Raw genomic sequence first — 20,229 nt, 5'->3', positions numbered from 1 at the left:
GGGGCCTTTTTTAAGGAAATATCATGATTAATAGAGATTTTATTAATATTAAAACCAAAAACAGATTTGACAAAGATTATCAATTAACTAAACACGAAATCCGATTTATCTACTTTGCCAATCTAATATTAATCTTTATGGGATTGGTCGCCTTGTTAATTGCATATTCCTGATAACTATTGGCAAGTGGGGCGTAAGAAGGTCGTGAATATAAAAACATGATTTTTTAATCAACTCAATTAATGAAAAATACTTTTTTTCACCATAAATAAAAAATATTTTAATTAGGATAACTAAAATTCAAACATCCATACCAATTTAAAGTTAGTACTCAAAGAATCAATCAAATTAAAAATAAGCATCTAATCATACAAACAGCTGTATTTAAAATGAGATGTCTGTCTGGTTATACCCTTATTATTTATTAATGAGTGACTTAATAAAAACATCGAATTGATTTAAAACAATTTTAATAATTTTCCATGCAACAAAAAGAGAATATAACCATGAAATATTACTTATTAATTATTACTTTTGGAATGTGTAATTTAATTACTAGCTGCGCTTTTTATTATAGGTAATTGCAATGAAGTTTATCATGATATTAATTTCAACTTTATTACTTTCAGGCTGTATTACCGTTTATGAATGCGAAGGAGACCATAAAGAAACATATAATAATATATCCCCAACGACACAAGCACCTGAGGATAATACCAACAGTAAACAACAATAAAGTAGTTATCGATTTAAATTTTTACGCTAATTATTTAGCGTAAATGTATTGAGTTTAAAGTTGAAAATCCAATAGTAATATTTTTTAACTATTTATTCTTACAATGCGTTTCTATTGGCATGAACGCCTGTTTGAACCCATCTAAGCTAAATTTCATATTAACAGTTTTAGTTTTATTAAATGCTTTTACCAATAACATTTTTTTATCTTTTAAACTTTGATAGAACAGATGATCAAAATTTTTGAATAGAATTTTATCATCAAACTTTAATTTTTGTTGGCTTAACTCTTTACCATCTACCGTAAAAATAAATGTCCACTGCGTTTTTGGTGTTATTAATTCATTCATAATTATTATCGAAATAGTATTACTTTCACAACTAACACCTAATAAAACATCAGGAGTTGATGAAAAACGATCAAAATCAGCTGTGATTGCTAAATCTTTATTCTGCTTAGTTGTGACATCTAAAACTTCACCATAAACCCACTTACCACTCGTTTTAAGTTCATTTTTAGCTTGTACAGAAAAGATAAACAACATACCAATTATCACAACAATATAACTTATTCTTCCTTTCATTCACTATTCCTTATTTATCAATATGAAAAATTTTATTGTGTATCATGTTTATTTTAAACACGATTATTAATGATTAGAAAGTTTTACCTGAAAAAAGATATATATTTATAGATTGAGATAGTTAATTGACATACATTTGGGACAAAAACGAAAGCCCTGCTTAACAGGGCTTTTATTAATGTGATAAATGATAAATGAAATTATTCCCATTCGATGGTTGCTGGCGGTTTTCCACTAATATCATAAACCACACGGGAAATACCATTAACTTCGTTAATAATTCGATTTGATACTCGCCCTAAAAAGTCATATGGCAAATGTGCCCAGTGGGCGGTCATAAAGTCTACAGTTTCAACCGCTCGTAGTGAGACAACCCAATCATACCTACGTCCGTCGCCCATGACTCCAACTGAACGCACCGGTAAAAATACGGTAAATGCTTGACTGACTTTATGGTATAAGTCAGCTTTATAAAGTTCTTCGATAAAAATAGCATCGGCTTTGCGTAGTAAATCACAATACTCTTTTTTCACTTCACCAAGAACACGCACCCCTAAACCCGGTCCAGGGAATGGATGACGATAAAGCATTTCGTAAGGTAAGCCAAGTTCTAAACCAACTTTACGTACTTCATCTTTAAATAATTCTCTTAATGGCTCAACTAGCCCCATTTTCATATCTTCAGGTAAACCACCAACATTATGATGAGATTTAATCACATGAGCTTTACCGGTATCGGCCGCAGCTGATTCAATCACATCTGGATAGATGGTACCTTGAGCAAGCCATTTGACATCTTTTAATTTTGCCGCCTCTTCATCAAAAACAGCAACAAATTCACGGCCAATGATTTTACGTTTAGCTTCAGGATCAGCTTCTCCCTTTAACGCAGCCATGAATCGATCTTCGGCGTTAATAGCGATGATATTTAAGCCAAATTTATCACCAAACATGTCCATGACTTGTTTTGCTTCGTTTAAGCGTAATAAGCCATGATCAACAAACACGCAGGTCAATTGGTCGCCAATTGCTTGATGTAATAATAAAGCTGTAACCGAAGAATCTACACCACCAGATAAGCCAAGTAATACTTTATCTTTACCAACTTTTTCTTTTATACGGGCAATTGCATCAGTAATAATTGAAGATGGCGTCCATAATTTTTCACACTGACAAATATCAATGACAAAACGCGTTAATAACTCTAATCCTTTAATGGTATGAGTAACTTCAGGATGGAATTGTACGCCATAAAACTGTTTTTCATCGTTGGCCATAATGGCGAAAGGACAAGTTTCTGTTTGCCCAATTAAGGTAAATGTGTCAGGTAATGAAGTAACTTTATCACCATGACTCATCCAGACATCAAGTTGCTCTATACCAGCATCATTGGTGCTATCTAAAATACCGTCTGTTAATTTTGATTTTGCAACAATATCAACTTTAGCATAACCAAACTCTCGTTGATTAGATGCTGTAACTTGTCCGCCCTTACCCACTTGAATCGCCATAGTTTGCATACCATAGCAGATACCAAGCACTGGTACGCCAGCGCTAAAAACATATTCAGGTGCGCGTGGGCTATTTTGTTCGGTAGTACTTTCTGGACCACCTGATAATATAATACCTTTAGGATTAAACTGTTTGATTTTTTCTTCTGATACATCCCACGGCCAAAGTTCACAATAAACACCAATTTCACGGACTCGGCGAGCGATCAATTGGGTAACTTGAGAGCCAAAATCGAGGATTAATATGCGCTGTTGGTGGATGTCTTGCTTCATTAATTTTATTCCTAAGGTATGAAATAATATAAAAAATAAGAGGTGATATTGTATCACCTCTTATCTATGGTTAGAACTGCATGCTTCGCTTATTTTGCAGCATTTTCTTGTGCTGATTGAATTGCAGTTAATGCAATAGTGTAGACGATATCGTCAACTAATGCGCCACGTGACAAATCATTAACAGGTTTACGCATACCTTGTAACATTGGACCGATAGACACAAGATCCGCTGAACGTTGTACCGCTTTATAAGTAGTGTTACCTGTATTTAGGTCTGGGAAGATAAATACCGTTGCACGCCCAGCTACTTTTGAGTTTGGTGCTTTAGATTTAGCCACATCTGGCATTACCGCCGCATCATATTGTAACGGACCATCAATCATCAGATCAGGACGTTTTTCTTGCGCGATGCGAGTGGCTTCTTTCACTTTTTCAACATCGGCACCTTGACCAGAACTACCTGTTGAATAAGAGATCATCGCAACACGTGGTTCAATACCAAAGGCAATTGCAGTATCAGCAGATTGGATAGCAATTTCAGCAAGCTCTTGCGCATTTGGATCTGGATTAATCGCACAGTCGCCATAAATGTAGACTTGATCTGGCATTAACATAAAGAACACAGATGAAACAAGTGAACTACCCGGTGCTGTTTTAATTAATTGTAATGGTGGACGAATAGTATTTGCTGTTGTATGCACCGCACCTGATACTAAACCATCTACTTCATTCGCTTCAAGCATCATAGTACCAAGAACCACATTATCGGCTAATTGTTCACGTGCAATAACTTCGGTCATACCTTTGTTTTTTCGTAATTCAACTAAACGCGGCACATATTTTTCACGAATTGATTCAGGATCAACAATTTCAACACCTTGACCTAACGTCACGCCCTGTGATGCAGCAACTTTACGGACTTCATCAGGATTACCAAGTAACACACATTTAGCAATATTACGTTCCGCACAAATAGCAGCAGCTTTAACAGTTCTTGGTTCATCACCTTCAGGCAATACCACCACTTTTTTCGCATTGCGAGCAAGTTCAGTTAATTGATAACGGAACGCAGGTGGTGATAAGCGACGAGCAGAATTCACTACTTCATTTAATGATTTAATCCAACTAGAATCGATATGATCAGCCACAAAGTTTTGTGTGTTTTCCATACGCTCTTTATCATCAACCGGAATTTCTAAGTTAAATTGTTGTAAATTGATTGAAGTTTGGAAAGTATTTGTTTGTACTGTAAATACAGGTAAACCGGTATCAAAAGCTGGTTGACATAATTTATAGATTTTGTCATCAATTTCATAGCCGCCTGTTAATAACACACCGCCGATTGATACACCATTCATAGCCGCTAAGCAGATAGTAACAAGAACATCTGAGCGATCTGCTGAAGTTACTAATAAGGCATTAGGTTGCAAGTGGTTAATGATATTAGGAACGCTTCTTGAACAGAAAGAAATATGTTTAATACGACGGTTTTTAATGCCACCTTCATTGATAATTTTAGCATCAAAATGTTTAGCAATATCGATTGCACGGCAAGCGCTTAGATCCATATTCCAAGGAATACAACCAAGAACTGGAAGTGGGCTATATTCGTTTAAATCTTTAATGGTGATTTTTTTATCGTCAAATTTTGGTGTGTGGTAAATTTCTGCAACATCTGGACGGGCAAGTGATTGCTCTTCAACTGGTGCATTCACTTTATTGACAATTACACCTACAATTTTTTCATTTTTAATACCACCAAAATTAGAGCGCGCAATTTCAATACGATCTTTAAGCTGCTCTGGTGTGTCTTTACCCATGTTAACTACAAAAATAATTTCAGCGCCAAGAGTTTTAGCAATATTATTATTTAGTTCATTCGCAAACGGATAATCGGATGTTGGCACAATACCTTCAACTAACACAACATCTGCACCTTTGGTGTTTTCAGCATAAAGCGCAACAATCTCTTCCATTAATACATCTTGTTGATTTAAACCTAATAGATTTTCAACATGACTCATTTTGAGTGGTTTTAAAGCGGGAATAGACGTGTTATGACTAACTAAAGTTGTAGTATTGTCTGGCGCATCTCCACCTGCTCTTGGTTGTGCAACGGGTTTAAATACATTTAGGTTAATACCTTGACGCTCCATAGCTCGAATAACACCAAGACTCACACCTGTTAAACCGACATTGGTTCCGGTTGGAATTAGCATAATAGTACGAGACATAATTCATTTCCTCTTAATTCTTTATTAAATAAAAACAAACCGCCATTTGGCGGTTTTAATTGTTTTTTAAGCAGTTAGACGCGCAGCATCTTGAGCAATAACAAGCTCTTCATTAGTTGGAATAACCATTGCAATTGCTGACCCCTCTTTAGTGATTGTACCACCTTTACCAAAACGGGCTGCTAAATTGCGTTCTTGATCAAGTTCGAAACCTAATAAACTTAATTTATTTAAAGCCATACGACGAACTTCTTCAGAGTTTTCACCAATACCACCAGTAAAGATGATTGCATCTAAACGTCCATCTAATAACATAGCATAACCACCAATATATTTGACTAAACGATGTACAAATACATCTAACGCATTTTTGGCGTTTTCGTCTGTGTCATAATTATCGGTAACGTAACGGCAATCGCTGCTAACACCGGTTAAACCTAATAAACCAGATTTTTTATTTAATAGGTTGTTAATATCAGCAACAGACATTTTTAAATTGTCATGTAAAAAGAACATAATTGCAGGGTCGATATCACCACTACGGGTTCCCATCACCAAACCTTCAAGTGGCGTTAATCCCATAGAAGTTTCAACACATTTACCATTTTTAACAGCTGAAATAGATGCCCCATTACCTAAGTGACAAGTAATCACATTAGTTTGATCAACAGGTTTATTTAATAATTTAGCTGCTTGTTGGCTAACATAATAGTGACTTGTACCATGTGCACCATAACGACGAATACCATGTTTTTTATATAATTCGTTTGGAATAGCATATAAATAGGCTTCTTTTGGCATAGTGGTATGGAATGCTGTATCAAAAACTGCTACATTTTTGTTTTTTAAGTGAGGAAATGCAGCAAATGCTTCACGAATACCAATTAAATGAGCTGGATTGTGAAGAGGTGCGAATGCCGCTGCTTCTTCAATACCTTTTAGTACTGAATCATCAATAACAACAGATTGAGTATATTTTTCACCACCGTGAACAATTCGGTGCCCAATAGATTTAATACTATCTAATAATTCTGGTTTTTGTGGGAAGATACTATTAACAATAAATTTAATTGCTTCACTATGTGCAGCGCCTGCACCTAAAGATGCTTCGCCTTTAACACCATCGAGTTTCCACTTAATACGAGCATCGGGAAGGTTGAAACATTCAGCTAATCCAGAAAGAAATTCATCACCATTTTCAGGGTTGATAATAGCAAATTTTAAAGATGAACTTCCGCAGTTAAGAACAAGAGCGTTATTACTTGATGACATAGTAATTCCTATATTTTGAATAAAAAGATATATACCAATCAAAATTGGTAACTCAACACATGATTCAACAACCAATGTGATTACACTAAGGTGACTTCTGATATCGCACTTTTTGATATAAAATAGAGAGCCGCCAATTTGAATGGTGACTATTTTAAGACAATAAAATGTGAATGTCGAGGAATCCAAAAGATATGAGTATTATTAAAACCTTTAAGTCAGGTCAGTTATACATGCAGCTTTGCCCTAATGATAAAGAACTCGCTTATTCATTTCCTGAATTAAAAATCATTAATTACATAAAAACCGCGGCTAAATATCTTCCACCTATCATTATTGCGCTATTGGTCTGGCAATATTATATGCCAATACAACTGGCGGTAACCGTCATTACGATACTTTTTGCACTCAGTTTGCCATTACAAGGTATTTTTTGGTTAGGTAAACGCGCTAAGTCACCTTTGCCACTGAACTTAATAGACTGTTATAATCACATCAAATCACAATTGATTGCTAAAAAAATAATCATTGAAGATAAAAAAAACAATGATAAATTAACTTTTGAATCTTTTATGAGATTAATTACGCTTGCCAAATTACATTTGGGTAACTATTTTGGTGAAGATAACAATTCAACTCATGATCAGAGATAAGTATTAGTCATGCCTAATTTATTAACTACTTTAAAACAACAAATCGACGCACTTGAACAACGGGTTAATTTTTCGGATTTTCCTGAATATCAAGAGTGTTATTTTGATGAGCAGCTATTTAATAACAATAAAGTCATTGCTGATCGCTCTTTTTATCTTGAAAAAATAAAGCAAACTTACACAGCATTAACTCAATGCGTACTTTCGCAAAAATTGACTCAAATGACATTTTTATCTGAATCATTAGTTAATCAAATAGAAGCCCTAACACGTGAATTAGCTACTCATCAATTACGTCAAAAACAGCCAGAAACTTGCATTGAAGAAACGCTATCTGAAAAGCATGCACGCCATTTAGATTATTTACGTCGATTACAAGAGATGAAATACGAACTTGAGCTTAGCACAGATTCGCTTGATTACAAGAAAATTGCAACTATTGATAACCGTATTTATCGTTGCGAACAAGCAATCCAAAAGATTGAGTTAGAGATGGAAAGTGATGTTTAATCAAATAAGCGTATTTGAGTTAGCGATGTAAGCTTAATGTAGAGAAATATGGCGCCAAATTTTAAAAACTTTAGTATAGATGTGGTTGGAAAAAAAACTAAAAATCGCTTTAATCAAACACGTGATAAAAATAATATTATGGCGGGATATAGCGCTGTAAAAAAGCTTATTAGAATCAGTTTTTATACTGTTATCATTCTGAATTTTTTACTATTTTATTTTAAATCGATTAATGTCACCCTTCTTTCCAATATTTTCGACAGCAAAGTTTACATATGTTGGTCGTTAATTAACGTTATAATTAGCATAATCCTTTATAAACTAACTAAGCCCAATCTAATTGGTTTTTTAGATCCAATTTCACGCTCTAAAAGAGTTAAATATTTTGTAGGATACTTTTTTGAGTATTTTTGCGCTCTAATGGTTACGATGTATGTTGTTCCTCATAATTTAGTTTATATTGTTCCTAGCGAAATACAGACTTATACAACAGTATATAAAATGACTTCACCAGGCCCTTCGCGTGGAAAACATGGCCATTATAAAAATGGTATCAAGATCTATGAAAAATATACCGGTGATAGATTTTTTTTACCTTTTGATAAGTCCGACAATAAACAGTATCCACCCAAATTATCAGTCCAAATAAAAAATAATATATTTGGTTCTTATTTAGTGAGTTACCGTTTTTATAATAAGTGAAAACAGTTATGCATTTAAAAAGGGGTAAGATTTAACATAACAAAAGCAAATTAACGTAATAAAGCTACCATCGTTTTATTATTTTAATGATAAAAAGTAAAAATCAATCATTTATAAATAGAAAATCTTACTACATTGAATATATTAAAATATCAATCAAATTTGGCTGATAAATGTTAGGACAATGCACGCGATAAAACATTAATCATCAATCATGCATCTGTTAATAATACTTATTAATGCCATATCATTAGACAATTTTGATCAATTTAACCTATATCAATGTAACCACTAAATTTGTTATGCATTATGATCTTAGTAGCAATATACTCTCATTGAAATCAATGGATATTTTCAAAAATTCAACAACAAGTCGATGCCATATAGCCAAAATGCATATTGTTATAATTATTAATTAGTATCTTCTTTTTACGTTATATTTATAATAATCACTATAGTTAATAATTGATAATGTAATGCTATTTCCTTTAAAGCGACAAATAAGGATTTTAATATGAGTAAAATATTTGATGATAATTCACAAACCATTGGTTATACCCCATTGGTACGATTAAAACACTTTGGTAAGGGCAATATTTTAGCTAAAGTTGAATCACGTAATCCAAGCTTTAGCGTTAAATGTCGTATCGCTTCTAATATGATTTGGGATGCAGAAAAGCGTGGTTTACTCACCTCTGATGTCGAGCTAATTGAGCCAACAAGTGGTAATACGGGTATAGCACTTGCAGCCGTTGCAGCGGCGCGTGGTTATAAACTGACTTTAACCATGCCTGAAAGCATGAGTATCGAGCGACGTAAGTTATTAAAAGCGTTAGGCGCAAATTTAGTGCTAACCGAAGCGGCTAAAGGAATGAAAGGTGCTATAGAAAAAGCGGAAGAGATTGTAGCAAGCAATCCACAAAAAAATATTATGTTACAACAATTTAGTAACCCCGCTAATCCAGAAATACATGAAAAAACAACTGGACCCGAAATCTGGTTAGATACAGACGGCCAAGTTGATATTTTTATTGCAGGTGTTGGTACAGGGGGAACATTTACTGGGGTTACGCGTTATATAAAAAAAACGCAAGGTAAAAAAATAACTGCCGTTGCGGTTGAACCAACTAACTCACCGGTTATCACACAAGCACTAGCGGGCGAACTTATCAAACCTGGTCCACATAAAATTCAAGGTATAGGTGCAGGCTTTATTCCGGCAAATTTGGATCTCAATTTAATCGATCTTGTCGAAAAAGTATCTAACGAAGAAGCAATTGACACAGCGCGTATTTTAATGGAAAAAGAGGGAATTTTAGCAGGAATATCATCGGGCGCAGCAGTTTTTGCCGCTGATAAGTTAGCTAATTTACCTGAAAATGCCAATAAAACCATTGTCGTTATTTTACCATCTTCCGGTGAACGTTACTTAAGTACGGATCTCTTTAGTGGCATATTTACTGAAAAAGAATTAGGCTGATTTAAAAGAAAACCACCACACAAGGTGGTGGTTTACATACTGAATAATCAACGAATCATTTACCAAACGTGCAATCCATCTAGACTTAGATGTTCCACTTTATACATCTTGAATAATTCCAAAATGACGGTAAGCATGAGGCGTTGCAATTCGACCGCGAGGTGTACGCTGAATATAACCTTGTTGGATCAAAAACGGTTCGAGTACATCTTCAATGGTTTCGCGCTCTTCGCCTATTGCCGCAGCAATGTTATCCAAACCAACAGGACCGCCCATAAACTTTTCAATGATCGCCAATAATAACTTGCGATCCATAAAATCAAAACCTTCATTATCTACATCAAGCATATCGAGCGCTTGAGTTGCTATTGTTTCATCTACAATGCCTTTCGATTTTACATCCGCATAGTCTCTTACTCGTCGCAATAAACGATTGGCAATTCGAGGCGTACCACGAGAACGCTTAGCAATTAAATGCGCACCTTCTTGAGATAAATCCATACCTAAAAATTTGGCACTACGACTAACAATATATTCCAAATCTTCAACCCGATAAAACTCTAGGCGCTGCACAATGCCAAAGCGGTCACGTAGTGGTGAAGTTAATGAACCGGCGCGAGTGGTTGCCCCAATCAAAGTAAACGGGGGTAAATCGATTTTAATCGAACGTGCGGCAGGCCCTTCTCCAATCATAATATCTAATTGATAATCTTCCATTGCTGGATACAAAATTTCTTCAACCATAGGTGAAAGTCGATGAATTTCGTCAATGAAGAGCACATCGTTGGGTTCTAAATTAGTTAACATAGCAGCCAGATCACCCGCTTTTTCTAATACCGGGCCCGAAGTTGTACGCAAATTAACGTTCATTTCATTAGCAACAATATTGGCTAAAGTCGTTTTTCCAAGACCAGGCGGACCAAAGATAAGTAAATGATCTAATGCATCATGCCGCTGCTTAGCGGCTTGAATAAAAATTTTCATCTGCTCACGAACATGCGGTTGACCAATATATTCATCCAAAAATTTAGGACGAATTGCTCGATCTAATGATTCTTCTTCTTTTTGAGCCTGAGGAGCTATCAAACGATCCGCTTCAATCATATCCTTGACCTATTTTATAATGCTGATTTTAATGCTTCACGAATAAGCGTTTCACTATCCATTTCTGGCTTAATGACTTTACTAATAATACGACTAGCTTCTTGCGGTTTATAACCCAGTGCAATGAGTGCAGAAACCGCTTCGCTTTCAATTTGATTAGACGATTTTTTAAGGTCGCTTGATGAAATTACGCTACTAGTTGTGGACGAATCTTCGCCAAATCGTTTCAGGCGATCTTTCATTTCAACAATCAAGCGCTCAGCGGTTTTCGTCCCCACACCTGGTAATTTAACAAGTGTTTTGATTTCACCTTGTTCAACAGCACTAATAAATTGTTGGGCTGACATACCCGATAAGATCGCCAATGCCAATTTAGGTCCTACCCCATTCACTTTAATCAGTTCTCGAAATAGCTCTCGTTCTTGCTCATGATTAAAGCCATACAATACTTGTGCATCTTCACGAACTGCAAAATGTGTTAATACAATCACTTCTTTACCATTGTCCGGTAACTCATAAAAACAGGTCATTGGCAAAAATACTTCATAGCCAACACCGCCGACCTCGATTAACACTTTGGGTGGTTGCTTTTCTATAATGAGTCCTCGTAAACGCCCTATCACATTTAATCCTTAATAAAGAGTATTATTTAACTTTATTTTAACTATCAATAACCGAGGTTTTAAACATCGCTTAAATAAAATAATAGAAATTATTTGATAGTCAGTATTAACAACATTTATAAAATAACTAGTTTGTAGTTTACCTGATAGATAATAATTAATAAAGAAAAACTGTATAAATAGACAGGCAAAATCATATACCAATTTTGGTCATTACTTATTATTGAAAGTAAGGCCTAATAATCATTTATATACATGACACGGGTAAATAGTGCTAAATCTATTTATAGTAATGCTTATAAATTATAATCAGTAACATCAGTTTTCTAGGAATAACTTGAATGATTAAGGAGTATTATGCGTGATTAGTCAAATTAAACATTTGTGTCCGAATAAGAATAATAAAGATAACTATTAGGGCTTTATAAAAGCACTAGACGAAAAAAACGATTACTATTTTGCTAAAAAAGATATCAATAACCTACCCATCGAAGAACTAAAAATTGGCAAAAAAGTTAATCTTACTGCAAATGAAAAAGACTCAGGCAAAAGATATGCAACCGATATCAAACTTATCGATGAGCGAAAAATAAAAGAGAATATTGATGTATCGGATGCCAATTTCTTTCCTGATAAAATGGATGCTAAGACTTATCAAGCATTATTAATACACTCGGTACGACAAATCGAAAACATCACCGATCCAATCGCTTTTGAAGATTCTGTTTTTAACTTATTAAAAATAATTCGATTGAATAAAATTTTTCAATTTGATAGAGAAAATCAAGCCGGAAAAGCAGATGGCTTTTTTATTATTGAAAATTTAGCGGTAATGTATGATTGCACTCTCAAATCAAATTATGAAGCATTTAAAGAAGAACAAATAGAAAATTATATTAATCAACTTAATCATAAAGCACATTTAACGTTCAATACAAAAAAATGGATGGACCAACGACGCCAAAAAAAATTCCGCTGACAGGCAAAAGCAAACAAGTTTGGATTATCACTAAAGGTGAAAGCAAAAAAATCAGCAATTATGATAATGTTAAAGTCAAAGAAATATCAATTCATGATTTGTGCAAAATATTCCAAAAAAGATTACATAATATTACCTATGATAATGAAAAATTAATGAATGATTTTATTTTTATTGCTAAATAATTTCTATAAATAAATGGGAAGACTAGAAAACTAGCCTTCCCACTAAATTAGATAAAGTTAATTTTTATACCGACAATAATCAATATTCAACGGCAATCATTAAAATGGCATTTTAAAGCCTGGTGGTAATTGCATGCCACCGGTAACTTGTGCCATTCGCTCTTTTTGCGCCTCGTCTAAACGACGAGTAGCATCGTTATAAGCTGCAGCAATAAGATCTTCTAACATCTCTTTATCATCTTCTGTTAACATTGATGGGTCGATTTCAACGCGTTTGCAGCTATGTGCTCCATTGACTGTGATTTTAACCATTCCAGCACCTGATTCACCGGTCACTTCCAATTTAGCGATCTCTTCCTGAGCTTGCTGCATTTTTGCTTGCATTTGTTGGGCTTGTTTCATCAAATTACCCAAACCACCTTTTCCACCTGAAAACATATTTATTCCTCTTTTAAAACATTTAGCTGTCAATTATACAGGACGAATACTCGCTTCATCAATCTTCGCTTCAAAATATTGGCAAATCATCTCAATTTTAGTATCTCGTTTGATGATCTGCTTAGCCTGTTCTAACTTTTGTTGATATAAATCTTCGCGCATTTCTAAAGGCGTTTTATTTTCTTGATTATCATCAATCATTACCTTGAGTTTTACTAATTGTTGTCGATGGTTAGATAATGCTTTTTCTAATTTGTTAGTATTAACAGATGAATTGATCAGATGTTTAACTGACGAGCGCATATGTAAGACAACATTATTTTCATCAACTTGTTCTAAAAATGAATTTATTGCTATTTGTTTAATTAACGGAGCCAATTCTAGTTGTTCGATCTCTGCACACCATTTATCTTTTTGAGCCATTTCACCAATAAGTTTTTGAGTCATTTCTGGTGTTTTATCACCATTTAATGATTCTCGAAAAGCCTTTGTATCGATAACCATATCATCTTTAGTTTCAACCAGACCATAGGATTGCCATTGATAATTTTCAGCAGTAATCTCTTCTTCGTCATTATCATTAATTGTATGGCTATCTAGTTCAGTATTTTTCTCTTTCTCGTTAGTTAATGGCAAAATGTTTTTTATACGCGCTAATGAGGAGTGCTCCTCGCCATTTTGTGACTGCTCTTTTCCAGCCACTGATTCAGACTTTTTTGTATTTTGCTCCTCTTTGATTAATTGCATTCTCATTTCTAAAATATTTTTAGTAATCGAGGATGCTTCATCAGGGATAACTAAGTCTGATTGTGCAACATTATCCTTTACATCTTCTGTTATCGTTTGTTCAGCTTCAATCTTTTCTGTTGTCGTTGACCTTATTGGTTCCAACTTTGGTTGTTCTTTAGCATTAGACAAATTAACTGAAGGTCTTGATAAGTTTGACTTCGGTTCAATACGTTGCTCATTTTGCTGACTTGATACCATTGGCGGGACTGGTGGTTTGCTATCCGCCATTTTTGGTGATTGCTCAGCGACTTTAGCTTGCTGTTTAGGCGGTTTAACTGCCTCATTTGTTTTAGGGATAAAGGCTAACGCGCGTAGAAAGCTCATTTCAACACCAACTTTTTTATCAGGTGCATAAGCAAGTTCTTTTCTACCCATCAACAAAATTTGATAAAACAACTGGATATCATTTGGCGCCATATATTGTGCTAAAAAGCGTATGCGATCTTCATTGTCACTGTAATCCCCCAGTGCAGTAGGAACGACTTGTAGTAATGCTATTTGATGTAAAAGTGCAATGCTATCAGCAAGTAGATTATCCCAATCAACACCTTGCGTCGCAGCAACATTAATTTGCTGCATTAAAGCATTACCATCCCCGTGATAAAGCGACTCTACTAGTGAAAATGGTATTGATTTATCTAACGTGCCTAGCATCATGGCAACTGACTCAGCTTCGACTTTACCATTGCCTAAAGCAATCGCTTGGTCAGTAAGACTTAACCCATCACGCATACTACCGTTAGCTGCTTTGGCCAATAACTGTATCGCTTTACTATCACTTTCGATCTGTTCGAGTTGTAAAATGTGTGATAACTGTTCGGCAATTAACGAGGTATCAAGTACATTTAAATGCAAATGCAAACAACGAGATAAAATCGTAATCGGTAATTTTTGTGGATCGGTTGTAGCTAATAAAAATTTTACATGTTCTGGTGGTTCTTCTAATGTTTTTAACAAAGCATTAAAACTACTACGTGAAAGCATATGGACTTCATCAATTAGGTAAACTTTGAATCGTCCTTTAGTTGGCAAATATTGAATATTATCTAAAATTTCACGCGTATCTTCGACCTTAGTCCTTGATGCAGCATCGATCTCAAGCAAATCAACAAAGCGACCTTGTTCAATATCGCGACAATTATCACAAACACCGCAAGGCGTTGCAGTTATACCTGTTTCGCAATTTAAACCTTTAGCGAGTAAACGTGCGATAGACGTTTTCCCAACGCCGCGAGTACCCGAAAACAAATAAGCATGGTGCACGCGCCCAAGTGAAAGCGCATTCGACAAAATTTTTAAAACATGCTGCTGTCCAACCACTTCAGAAAATGATTTTGGTCGCCACTTACGTGCCAGAACTTGATAACTCATAATCACCATTACTAATTGCTAATGAAATTGCCAATTATCATATCATAATGTGTCAAATTAGTCTTTACTATGCCGATAACCGATTTAATATTCAACAATGTTTTATACTAAAATGCATACCTTTCCTTAAACTTCATGTCAGGAATTTTTGGATGTAAAGTTTATTTAACAACCTATACGGCTGTGGGCATATAGTTACAGGTGCTCTTGGTGCTGGTAAATTTCTAAGCAACCTTTACGGCTGTGAGCCAAGTGGCTGTTTGAAAAATATTTAGAGGGCGTTTCTAAGCAACCTATACGGCTGGGAGCGATATTTACACGCCAGGCGGAAGGATCGCCTATTTCTAAGCAACCTATACGGCTGGGAGCTAGATCGTGAGATACTATAATCGTTGTTAGTGTAAAGGTAAATGGTATTTTTGGGGGTTTAAACCCTTTTTTTGATGATTTTTTAATGTTTTGATTTTATTAAATTTTAAATTAACTTGAAAAAAAGGGGTAGCAATTGGGTTACTTGAATTCAAGTTTTTTTGTAAAATGAAACTGTATAGACTCCTCAATAATTTTTAAAAAATATTTTAACCAATTAAATATTGATTGTTTTTTATGTTTAAACGCATAGGGTTCCTTAAACTTTTTGGCAGTCATTATTTTCATTTATTAATCAAATTTGTTTCTTAAATTTCTTAATAGAATTTTTGGATTTTAGATTGGTTAAGACTTTGGACGTTGGTCGTTTTGTGATGTTTTCTTTTTTGTAAAAACGCCCGAGTAAAGAGGGGTTTATGTGCCCTCCCCCAAATTACTCGTATCGTTCATTTTTGCTTGCCGATGCTATCGGCTCGGGTTGCCCTGCCGCTAAAACCGTCCTGTTGTTGCTTAACCTTTATTACTCCTTATTAAACGCCCGCGACTTAAGGATTAAGAACTAAGGACTAAGGATAGGCGCAAACCCCGTTTTCGCTGAGGCTGGAGCCGAAGCTGCGAACGGCACCGTTGTCCGAATTGACATAGAACAACTGGAAACGGTCGCTATCACTCGTCCAGTAAGGGGTGTTAACGAAGCCGGCAGCGGTATAAATACCCACGTAGCCCCATTCGGTGAAAAAACCTGCACCGATATTACGCTGGTAATGATTATCATTAGATGACGGCGTGGCGCCCACTGCTCCTTGGCAAAAAAAGTCTGAACTACGTCCCGAACACACCGCGTTAGTTAAGTCTTTGACCTGTGACAAGCGGTAACCGCCGCCTAAATTTTGACACCAGGATGAGTGGTTAGCAGCAGTATCCCCTTTTTTTCCGCGGTTGACGAACCACTGCTTTAACACAAAGCCATAGCTTAATACCGTTTTATTACGACTATCTTTACCCTCTATCACAAAAGTCTGTGGCAAGATGGGAGTAGCGACGCTACCAGGTGTGGCTGAACTTTGTTGCGATGATGTTGCCGCCGGACCAGTTAGGGTGACGCGAATGTTATTAGCATTATCGGGCGATGGCGTCATGGTGGCGGTAATACCGCCTTGGCTGACTGTTGGCCATGTCAACGCTGAACCGTTAACACCAACTATGTCTAAATCAAAATACAGATTATTAGCACCGGTAGTCGGGAAGTTACGACTGTAACTTGATGGCTCAGTGGACTGCACCAGGAAGCCTTTATTCAGAGTCCAGATATCAGCGGGGCCGGCGTAGATGTCGCCACTATATATCAGAGTCGGTTTGGCATAACAGATTTTTGGTGTGGCTTTAGGACTGATATAATAAGTGGCTGTACCACTGTTAAAACGACTACTATTAGGCAGCCCATACTGAGTAGCTATACTTCCATTAGTACTGGTTAATTCCACTTTATAAGGCGCATTACAGATATCTAAAGTAGCACTACGACTTATTGTTTGATTGTTTTTATCGGTAATACGCACGCTTAAATTACCGGTAGCGGTAATACCATTAGTACCCTGACCATCACCATCTTCATCACCCCAATAATTATAGGGTGCACCAATTAAAGCACTTAAGGCAATGGAATTGGTATTGGTAGGTATTGACATAACAATATCAGCGAAACTCTGATTGGCTACCGGCAGCTGTATTGGGTTGACTGCGGTTGAAGTATTGGTTGCTGGTGTAATGTGAGTACCGTCGGATAGGGTAATCCATAACAAACCATCTGCAGTGGTAACCTTAGTTACCCCATTATCAAAGGTTAAATAAGGTGGATTACCATGAATATATTCAGTTGTACTTGCCGATAATGCTTGAGTATTAGAGCAATAAAACAACAATAACATCGGCATCCAAGCTAAACCAAGTTTAGATAACCTACCTGATGCTTGAGTTTGAGTATAAACCCCTAGTGAAGTTAAGATTAACCTTAAATTTATATCTTTAATTAAGCTTAAGGATAACGCTGAGCTCAAAGCGTATCTTTTGTTTACACTTATTGCTAAAAAACAATGATTATTTACGCTGTTTCGATGAAATAAGTTAAAAGTAGAAGTAAGAATTGAATTAAATTTCAGCCTAAAGAGAGATTGCTGAGTTTTTAAAACATTATTTTGCCAGCGCTGGTGTCTGGTGTCTGGTGTCTATAATTATACTGCATGGCGTTCCATCCGTCAACTAATCTTTTATTTTATTTAGGTTTTTTTATGCTAAACGGCTATAAATTAAGCCTTAATCGTTTTAATTATAAGGGGATAATAAAAAAAAGCCACTCATTCAGCCGAATTATTTGTAAGGAAATGTAAAATAAATAGCAAGATATATTTGAAATATATCGTATTATTTTTTATTCGAAAATATATCCCCCCTTTTATTTCTTAAATTTCTTAATAGAATTTTTGGATTTTAGATTGGTTAAGATTTTGGACACTGGTCGTTTTGTGATGTTTTCTTTTCGGTGAAAACGACCGAGAAAAAAGGAGGTTTATGAGCCTTCCCCAAATTACTCGTATCGCCCATTTTTGCACGCTTCTTCGAGGCTATTATCGCTATGTACTAATCTTCAAATTTGTTCCATAAAAAATTTGTCCCCACAACCGCTCGAATACTGGTCACAGCTTTACTGCTTTCGTTTCACATTAACAAACCAGCGAGAATCGTAGCTCGTGTATGCCCTCGCCTTATTCAGTATTCTGAATGTTCTAGGCCAATTCCCTCACTCGGCAAAATTTATATTGGAAATGAACATCTCGATTGGAATTAAGTAATCGCCCAAGAAAAAAACTTAAGTATAAAACACCCTGTGAAGCCTTTTTTAGGCTGAATTCATACTTAGTAGTTGAATTCAAGCAAAGTTTTTATGCTAAAACGTACATATTTCCTTAAGCTTTTTATCAAAATTTAATTTGTTAAATGATCTATTTGTCAGCAGTTGTGAAATAGTTTAGGTTAATTGATATGTTGAATTATCACGCTGCCAAGCCATTTGGCTCGGCAGAGTATCCGCCTAAATCAACTTTTTATTCAAGTTTTTGGCGTTTAGTTTTGATTTAAATAAGCCCAAGCATATTGTGCATAAAATTCTGCACCTAAGGTCATACCATCTTCGTCAACATTAAAGCAACCATGATGATGTGGCCATTGCGTGTCTTTTTCAGAATTACCGGAACCCACCAAGGCAAAAGCGCCTGGAATGTTTTCTGTATAGTAACTAAAATCTTCACCACCAGTTGTCGGCGGTTCAAAATAAAGGGTTTGTTCACCAAACGATTCGACAATAACTTTTTGTGCTAATAAGGCACTCTCTTTATCATTAATCACGGGAAGTGTACCGTAAATATATTCAACTTCGGCCGTAGCTCGGTACATAGCAGCAACTTGGTTAGCATATCGACGAATTGCTGCTTCAATTTTGTCACGTACAGCAACATTAAAACAGCGTACAGTGCCCTCTAATACCGCATTTTCGGCAATCACATTAAAACGAGTACCAACATCCATTTTGCCAATGGTGACTACAGCTGGATCAAGGGGAGATACCTCACGCGAGACAATAGATTGTATATTCATTACAAATGAAGATGCGACCATAACGGCATCAACAGTGTCATGTGGCATAGATCCATGTCCACCTTTACCTTTAAAACGAACAGTTAATAAATCTGCCGAAGCAAAACTAGAACCGACCACACAAGATACTTTCCCTACAGGTGTTTGTGACCAAATATGCATGCCAAAAGCGCTATCGACATCTTCAAGCACACCCTGTTTAATCATGCCTTTTGCACCTTGGGCGATTTCTTCCGCCGGTTGAAACACTAATCTCACATTACCTTTTAGCTGATCGCGAATAGCATAAAGTGCTTTAGCCGCAGTCAGTAGCATAGAAGCATGGGTATCATGACCACAAGCATGCATTTTGCCATCAATTGTTGATTTATAATCGATGTTGGTACTTAATTCTTGCACCGGTAATGCATCGATATCTGCTCTCAGTAAGATTCTTTTACCGGGTTTACCACCTTGGATATCAGCAATAATGCCTGTTGGTTTAGTCCGGCGGTAAGGAATACCGATTTTATCAAGTTGTTCAGCTATTTTGTCGGTGGTTCTAAACTCTTCCCATGGTAATTCAGGATGTCGATGTAGGTCTCGACGAAAAGCAATCATTTCATCAATATTTTGTTGAACGAGTTTTTTGATATCTGGATTTATCATGATACTACCTTTAATATTTCAATGTATTCTATTTTTTAGGATTAGATATGCAATCATCTAATCCTTATTTATGTCATTACTTTTTTTAATTGTGTCGGTTACTTTAGCCAATCAA

The 20,229-nt window shown here is 35.7% G+C and carries 15 protein-coding genes; 5 read left to right on the top strand and 10 right to left on the bottom strand.

Features of this window, described 5'->3' with window-relative positions; translation table 11 throughout:
- Window positions 1–824: 824 nt before the first annotated feature.
- The 4 genes from J3U57_RS10260 to J3U57_RS10245 all read right to left on the bottom strand — a co-directional run bounded on the left by J3U57_RS10260 (window position 825) and on the right by J3U57_RS10245 (window position 6,612).
- Window positions 825–1,319 (bottom strand): hypothetical protein, encoded by a 495-nt coding sequence (locus tag J3U57_RS10260; protein WP_267344643.1) that lies wholly within the window; start codon window positions 1,317–1,319, stop codon window positions 825–827.
- 200 nt (window positions 1,320–1,519) lie between these two features.
- The gene (gene guaA / locus J3U57_RS10255; RefSeq protein WP_267332900.1) at window positions 1,520–3,103 is read right to left on the bottom strand and encodes a glutamine-hydrolyzing GMP synthase; all 1,584 of its coding nucleotides are present in this window, start codon (window positions 3,101–3,103) and stop codon (window positions 1,520–1,522) included.
- 89 nt (window positions 3,104–3,192) lie between these two features.
- The gene (gene pta / locus J3U57_RS10250) at window positions 3,193–5,340 is read right to left on the bottom strand and encodes a phosphate acetyltransferase (RefSeq protein ID WP_267332901.1); all 2,148 of its coding nucleotides are present in this window, start codon (window positions 5,338–5,340) and stop codon (window positions 3,193–3,195) included.
- Between the two features lie 66 nt (window positions 5,341–5,406).
- Complete coding sequence (locus J3U57_RS10245; RefSeq protein WP_267332902.1) at window positions 5,407–6,612, bottom strand: acetate kinase; 1,206 nt, start codon at window positions 6,610–6,612, stop codon at window positions 5,407–5,409.
- A 194-nt stretch (window positions 6,613–6,806) separates the two neighbouring features.
- Between J3U57_RS10245 and yfbV the strand changes: the two genes are divergently transcribed.
- From yfbV to cysK, 4 genes are all read left to right on the top strand, one after another.
- The gene (gene yfbV / locus J3U57_RS10240; RefSeq protein ID WP_267344642.1) at window positions 6,807–7,265 is read left to right on the top strand and encodes a terminus macrodomain insulation protein YfbV; all 459 of its coding nucleotides are present in this window, start codon (window positions 6,807–6,809) and stop codon (window positions 7,263–7,265) included.
- 9 nt (window positions 7,266–7,274) lie between these two features.
- The gene (gene priC / locus J3U57_RS10235) at window positions 7,275–7,775 is read left to right on the top strand and encodes a primosomal replication protein PriC (protein ID WP_267332904.1); all 501 of its coding nucleotides are present in this window, start codon (window positions 7,275–7,277) and stop codon (window positions 7,773–7,775) included.
- Between the two features lie 48 nt (window positions 7,776–7,823).
- A complete protein-coding gene (locus J3U57_RS10230) occupies window positions 7,824–8,477 on the top strand; it encodes a hypothetical protein (protein WP_267332905.1) in 654 nt (217 codons plus the stop codon).
- 514 nt (window positions 8,478–8,991) lie between these two features.
- Entirely contained in the window at window positions 8,992–9,957 is a 966-nt protein-coding gene (gene cysK / locus J3U57_RS10225) for a cysteine synthase A (RefSeq protein ID WP_267332906.1), read from the top strand.
- 99 nt (window positions 9,958–10,056) lie between these two features.
- Here cysK and ruvB read toward each other — a convergent pair whose 3' ends face one another.
- Together ruvB and ruvA are read right to left on the bottom strand one after the other, a co-directional pair.
- Complete coding sequence (ruvB, locus tag J3U57_RS10220) at window positions 10,057–11,061, bottom strand: Holliday junction branch migration DNA helicase RuvB (protein ID WP_065799120.1); 1,005 nt, start codon at window positions 11,059–11,061, stop codon at window positions 10,057–10,059.
- A 14-nt stretch (window positions 11,062–11,075) separates the two neighbouring features.
- Window positions 11,076–11,684, bottom strand: coding sequence for a Holliday junction branch migration protein RuvA (gene ruvA, locus J3U57_RS10215; RefSeq protein ID WP_267344640.1), 609 nt, complete (start codon window positions 11,682–11,684; stop codon window positions 11,076–11,078).
- A gap of 637 nt (window positions 11,685–12,321) precedes the next feature.
- Between ruvA and J3U57_RS10210 the strand changes: the two genes are divergently transcribed.
- On the top strand, window positions 12,322–12,663 hold the full coding sequence (locus J3U57_RS10210) for a hypothetical protein (RefSeq protein WP_267344638.1): 342 nt from the start codon (window positions 12,322–12,324) through the stop codon (window positions 12,661–12,663).
- Between the two features lie 284 nt (window positions 12,664–12,947).
- On the opposite strand, the gene J3U57_RS10205 is transcribed toward J3U57_RS10210, so the two are convergent.
- The 4 genes from J3U57_RS10205 to J3U57_RS10190 all read right to left on the bottom strand — a co-directional run bounded on the left by J3U57_RS10205 (window position 12,948) and on the right by J3U57_RS10190 (window position 20,114).
- The gene (locus J3U57_RS10205) at window positions 12,948–13,286 is read right to left on the bottom strand and encodes a YbaB/EbfC family nucleoid-associated protein (protein WP_065633450.1); all 339 of its coding nucleotides are present in this window, start codon (window positions 13,284–13,286) and stop codon (window positions 12,948–12,950) included.
- A 33-nt stretch (window positions 13,287–13,319) separates the two neighbouring features.
- Window positions 13,320–15,446: a DNA polymerase III subunit gamma/tau gene (dnaX, locus tag J3U57_RS10200; RefSeq protein ID WP_267344636.1), complete on the bottom strand. Its 2,127-nt coding sequence runs from the start codon at window positions 15,444–15,446 to the stop codon at window positions 13,320–13,322.
- Between the two features lie 935 nt (window positions 15,447–16,381).
- Window positions 16,382–17,872, bottom strand: a complete 1,491-nt coding sequence (locus J3U57_RS10195; protein ID WP_267344634.1) for a hypothetical protein — start codon at window positions 17,870–17,872, stop codon at window positions 16,382–16,384.
- Window positions 17,873–18,935: 1,063 nt separating this feature from the next.
- Window positions 18,936–20,114, bottom strand: a complete 1,179-nt coding sequence (locus J3U57_RS10190; protein ID WP_267344632.1) for a M20 family metallopeptidase — start codon at window positions 20,112–20,114, stop codon at window positions 18,936–18,938.
- Between the last annotated feature and the right edge of the window lie 115 nt (window positions 20,115–20,229).

The organism is Gilliamella sp. B3464 (genome assembly GCF_026536145.1).
GTDB lineage: Bacteria > Pseudomonadota > Gammaproteobacteria > Enterobacterales > Orbaceae > Gilliamella.
The sequence above is the reverse complement of the archived record's forward strand: the minus strand, read 5'-3'. Positions and strand labels throughout refer to the sequence as shown.